The organism is Mesorhizobium sp. M7A.F.Ca.CA.002.15.2.1 (genome assembly GCF_003998715.1).
GTDB lineage: Bacteria > Pseudomonadota > Alphaproteobacteria > Rhizobiales > Rhizobiaceae > Mesorhizobium > Mesorhizobium ciceri.
Map to the genome: position 1 here is coordinate 1 of NZ_RZPI01000449.1, position 4779 is coordinate 4779.

At 63.5% G+C, this 4779-nt stretch carries 6 protein-coding genes; 3 read left to right on the forward strand and 3 right to left on the reverse strand.

Annotated elements, in window-relative coordinates:
* From folE to ENZ74_RS22315, 3 genes are all read left to right on the forward strand, one after another.
* Positions 1 to 370: GTP cyclohydrolase I (folE, locus tag ENZ74_RS22305; RefSeq protein ID WP_164761134.1), on the forward strand; the 370-nt coding region annotated here is incomplete at its 5' end.
* A gap of 35 nt (positions 371 to 405) precedes the next feature.
* Positions 406 to 867 (forward strand): phosphoribosyl-AMP cyclohydrolase, encoded by a 462-nt coding sequence (gene hisI, locus ENZ74_RS22310; RefSeq protein ID WP_013531983.1) that lies wholly within the window; start codon positions 406 to 408, stop codon positions 865 to 867.
* An 81-nt stretch (positions 868 to 948) separates the two neighbouring features.
* The gene (locus ENZ74_RS22315) at positions 949 to 1923 is read left to right on the forward strand and encodes a patatin family protein (RefSeq protein WP_174299064.1); all 975 of its coding nucleotides are present in this window, start codon (positions 949 to 951) and stop codon (positions 1921 to 1923) included.
* Between the two features lie 7 nt (positions 1924 to 1930).
* On the opposite strand, the gene recJ is transcribed toward ENZ74_RS22315, so the two are convergent.
* From recJ to ENZ74_RS22330, 3 genes are all read right to left on the reverse strand, one after another.
* Positions 1931 to 3715 carry a single-stranded-DNA-specific exonuclease RecJ gene (gene recJ, locus ENZ74_RS22320; protein ID WP_063167873.1) on the reverse strand — a complete coding sequence of 595 codons (1785 nt, stop codon included), beginning with the start codon at positions 3713 to 3715 and terminating at the stop codon, positions 1931 to 1933.
* 178 nt (positions 3716 to 3893) lie between these two features.
* On the reverse strand, positions 3894 to 4127 hold the full coding sequence (locus ENZ74_RS22325) for a DUF6434 domain-containing protein (RefSeq protein ID WP_063167872.1): 234 nt from the start codon (positions 4125 to 4127) through the stop codon (positions 3894 to 3896).
* Positions 4128 to 4200: 73 nt separating this feature from the next.
* Positions 4201 to 4779, reverse strand: a 579-nt coding sequence (locus tag ENZ74_RS22330; RefSeq protein ID WP_127312992.1) for a fructose-bisphosphatase class II, incomplete at its 5' end; no start/stop codon positions are given.

Consider the following 4779-nt stretch of genomic DNA (forward strand, 5'->3'; position numbering starts at 1 on the left):
CGTCAAGGACATAACATTCCATTCGCATTGCGAGCACCACATGGTGCCGATCATCGGCAAGGCGCATGTCGGGTATCTTCCGGACGGCAAGGTCGTCGGCCTGTCCAAGATCGCGCGTGTCGTCGATATCTTCGCCCACCGCCTGCAAACCCAGGAGGCGCTGACGGCGCAGATCGCCGGCGTCATCCAGGACGTGCTCAATCCGCGCGGCGTCGCCGTCATGATCGAGGCCGAGCACATGTGCATGGCCATGCGCGGCATCCGCAAGCAGGGATCAACCACGCTGACCTCGACCTTCACCGGCGTTTTCAAGGACACGCCCGAAGAGCAGGTCCGTTTCGTCACCATGGTGCGCGGCGGCGGGGTCTGATCGGCCCTCGCCGGCCATCAAAATAAGGACCGGCGATGTCGGCACTGGAATTTCCAAAAGCTCCGTCGGACAAGAAGGCTCTCGAGGAAGGCGCGGTGTTTTCGCCGCGCTTCGATGCAGCCGGGCTGGTCACGGTCGTCGTGACAGACGCCGCGGACGGCATGCTGTTGATGGTTGCGCATATGAACGCGCAAGCACTGGCGCTGACGCTTGAGACCGGCATCGCCCACTACTGGTCGCGCTCGCGCAGCGCGCTTTGGAAAAAGGGCGAAACATCAGGCAATTTTCAGCATGTCGTCGAGATGCTCACGGATTGTGACCAGGATGCCATATGGTTGCGCGTCAAAGTGTTGGGCCACGACGCAACCTGTCACACTGGCCGGCGTTCATGCTTTTATCGGACGGTGGGGCTGGTCGACGGCAAAGGGACGCTTGCCATCGACGGCAGCAAGCCGCTGTTCGATGCGGAAAACACGTATCGGAAACCAACAGCTTGAACCTTCTGCCTGACACCGACGACACAGATTCATCATTTCGATACGCCCCGCTCGTATAGTAGCCGTGGGACAAGGGAGATTATGATGCTCGAGTGGGCGTCATTGCGTAACAGACCAGATGTCAGGGAGGCCAACGGCCTGTCCTCGTCAGGCGGCGCGTCCGAAACGAACTCCCAAAAGAAAACAGGCATTTCGCTCGCCTTGGGTGGCGGGTGCGCCCGCGGCTGGGCGCATATCGGCGTGCTGCGCGCGCTGGATGAAGCCGGCATCGAAGTATCGATGATCGCCGGCACCTCGATCGGCGCGCTGGTCGGCGGCTGCTATCTCGCCGGCAAACTGGACGAGCTCGAAGAATTCGCCCGCAGCCTGACCAAGCGCCGCATTTTCGGCCTGCTCGATCTCAATTTACGCGGCAGCGGCCTGTTCGGCGGCATGAAACTCGATGCAAGGCTGCGCGAGCACATGGCCGGCATTCGTTTCGAGGACCTTGCCAAGCCGTTCGTCGCGGTCACTTCCGAAATCCGCACGGGCCACGAAATCTGGCTGTCGAGCGGCTCATTGATCACCGCCATGCGCGCCTCTTATGCGCTTCCCGGCGTGTTCGAGCCGGTGAATTGCAACGGCCGCGTGCTGGTCGACGGCGCTCTGGTCAACCCCGTACCGGTTTCGGTCTGCCGCGCCTACGAGCAGCCGCTCGTCGTGGCGGTCAACCTTCACTATGACCTGTTCGGCCGTGCCGCCGTCATCAAGCACAGCGCTGGCGAACTGGTCGTCGAAAAGGACGCGCCGAGGGCCGGACATGGCGATCCCGAACACCAGTCGCATCAGACCCGGCTCGGCATCACCGGCGTCATGGTCGAGGCCTTCAACATCATCCAGGACCGCATTTCGCGCGCAAGACTTGCCGGCGATCCGCCAGACATGTCGCTACAGCCGAAGCTCAGCCATATCGGCCTGACCGAGTTCCACCGCGCCGACGAGGCGATCAATCTCGGCTATCAGGCGACGATGGCGCAGATCGGCGAACTGACCCGGCTGCAGACAGTTCTCGCCTGATCAACACCTACGCACGAGCCGCATCGGTGATACGAAACTGAACGGTGCGGTTGCCGTTCCAGTAATTTCCCGACAGCGAACCGGCGACGTGGATTGTCTTGCCCCGGTTCTTGAACAGGAATTCGCCAAGCGCGGTATCGACGGCGCGAAAGGCGATCGCCTGGATCCGGCCGCCGCTTTCCGATTGCAGCTCGACGCGGATGTGATTGGTGCCGACCGGCCGCGCATCGGCCAACCGGTGGCGCGGCAACGCGAAAACAGGGGCCACGTGCCCGGCACCGAAAGGTCCGGCTTGTTCCAGCGCGTCGAGTAGGCTGAGTGTCGCGCCTTCAGCGGCAAGCGCACCGTCTATGGCCAGGCTTTCCTCGCCCTGCAGGCGAAACACGTCGGCTGCCGCCCGCTCTTCGAAAAACGCCCTGAGCTCACCAAGCCTCGCCCGCTCGACGGTGATGCCCGCCGCCATGCCATGCCCGCCACCCTTGACGATCAGACCGGCAATCGCCGCCTCGCGCACCAGCCGGCCGAGGTCGAAACCCGAGACCGAGCGGCCCGAGCCGGTGCCGATGCCGTTGGCGTTGAAGGCGATGGCGAAGGCGGGCCGGCGGGCATGATCCTTCAGCCGTGAGGCGAGCAAACCGACGATGCCCGGATGCCAGCTGTTGCTGGCGGTGACGACGATAGCCGGGCCATTGCCGCCGGCGAGCTCCGCATCGGCCTCGGCGCGCGCCGCCGCGAGCATCTCCTGCTCCATCAGCTGCCGTTCCTGGTTGAGCCGGTCGAGCGTCTCGGCAATGGTGCGCGCCTCGACCGGGTCGTCGGTCGCAAGCAACCGGCTGCCAAGTGCGGCATCGCCGATGCGTCCGCCGGCATTGATGCGCGGGCCGATCAGATAGGCCAGATGGAAGGTGCTGATCGGCTCGCCGATGCGCGACACCCGTGCCAGTGCCGCGAGCCCTTCGTTCTTCTGCTGGCGCGCCATCTGCAGCCCCTTGACCACGAAGGCACGGTTGACGCCGGTCAGCGGCACCACGTCACAAACGGTGGCCAATGCCACGATATCGAGCAGCGAAAGCAGGTCCGGCGGCGTAGCATCGGCCATGCGGCTACGCAGGATCCTGGCCGTCTGCACAAGGGCGAGGAAGACCACGCCGGCGGCACAGAGATGGCCCTGCCCGGAAAGGTCGTCGTCGCGATTGGGATTGACGACAGCGATTGCCGCCGGCAAGGCACCGCCGACCTGGTGGTGGTCGAGCACCACGACATCGGCCCCGGCCTCATTGGCGGCATCGATGGAAGCGGCGCTGTTGGTGCCGCAATCGACGGTGACGATCAGTGTCGCGCCACGCGAAACAAGTTCGCGCATGGCGTCGGGGTTGGGGCCATAGCCCTCGAAAATACGATCCGGGATGTAGATTTCCGACGGCACCGAGAAATGCGTGAGGAACCGCTTCAGCAAGGCCGACGAGGCGGCGCCGTCGACATCATAGTCGCCGAAGATCGCCACCTTTTCCCTGGCCATCACCGCGGCGGCGATCCGGGCCGCCGCCCTGTGCATGTCGGTCAGCGATGCCGGATCCGGCAGAAGATCGCGGATCGTCGGATCGAGAAACCGCTCGGTCTGCTCGGCGGTGACGCCGCGGCCGGCAAGCACCCGTGCTACGATATCGGGTACCCCGTAGCCTTGCGCGATGGCGAGCGCGATCATGTCCTGCCGCTCGGTCAGCCGGTGCTCCCAGGAAACCCCTGATACCGACTGCCTGACATCGAGGAAGAGGCGCTTTTCGCCGGTCATACGCTTTGCCAACTCATCGTTGGCCGCACGATAGTGCATGTCGCCCAAAAGTGCGCAGCGGTTTTGGGGCGACGACCTGCATTGGCAACGATTTAAATCGTGTCACGTTCATGCGACGCTCTATAGGCCAAAGGCAGGCAAAGCCAAGCGATTCACGGTGTGCGCCGTCCGGGAAGTGTCAAGAAAACTGCGCTTTCCGCTTTTCAGCCTGGCGCCGAAGCCATTCGTCGGCCGCATCGCCCATCGTCGTTTCCACACCGTCCTTGAGCCAGGCCATGAAAGGCCGGTCGAAGCTGAATGCGTAGCTGCATTCCCGGATGAGAAAGCGACGCACATTCTGGGTGTTGCGATAAGACTGCGTGATGGCGGTGGCGCGCGAGATCGGATCCGCGTGCCAGTCGAACGGTTTCATCGTCAAATCCTTGCAGCCAATATCGGGTGCGCCCGAATGGCTAACAATTGCAAGGTGGCTTCGCAAGCAAGCGTCAGAACTTATCCAGGTCCTGATGGCGTGCCTTGATCTCGCGCACCGTCCGCGACGACGAGCGCAGCACGATCGTGTGGGTGGTGATGTAATTGTGGCCGAACTTGACGCCAGCCAGCATGTTGCCGTCGGTGACACCGGTGGCCGCAAACAGCACATCGCCGCGCGCCATGTCCTCCGTCCGATAGACCCGTTTCGGATTGGAAATACCCATCTTTGCCGCGCGAGCAACCTTTTCCGGTGTGTCGAGGATCAGCCTGCCCTGCATCTGGCCGCCGGTGCAGCGCAGCGCGGCGGCGGCCAGCACGCCCTCGGGTGCTCCGCCAGTGCCGAGATAGATATCGATGCCGGTTTCTTCCGGATCCGTGGTGTGGATGACGCCGGCGACATCGCCGTCGCCGATCAGCCGGATCGCGGCACCCGTGGCGCGCACGGCATCGATCAGCTTGGCATGACGTGGCCGGTCGAGGATACAGGTGGTGATGTCCGAAATAGCCACGCCCTTGGCGCGGGCGAGGCTGGCGATGTTTTCGGCCGGTGAGGCATCGATATCGATGACGCCGTCCGCATAGCCCGGACC

Excerpts from the sequence above, each read along its gene's own strand:
- hisI (WP_013531983.1), top strand. The coding sequence starts at position 406 with ATGTCGGCACTGGAATTTCCAAAAGCTCCGTCGGACAAGAAGGCTCTC.
- ENZ74_RS22315 (WP_174299064.1), top strand. The coding sequence starts at position 949 with ATGATGCTCGAGTGGGCGTCATTGCGTAACAGACCAGATGTCAGGGAG.
- recJ (WP_063167873.1), bottom strand. The coding sequence starts at position 3,715 with ATGACCGGCGAAAAGCGCCTCTTCCTCGATGTCAGGCAGTCGGTATCA.
- ENZ74_RS22325 (WP_063167872.1), bottom strand. The coding sequence starts at position 4,127 with ATGAAACCGTTCGACTGGCACGCGGATCCGATCTCGCGCGCCACCGCC.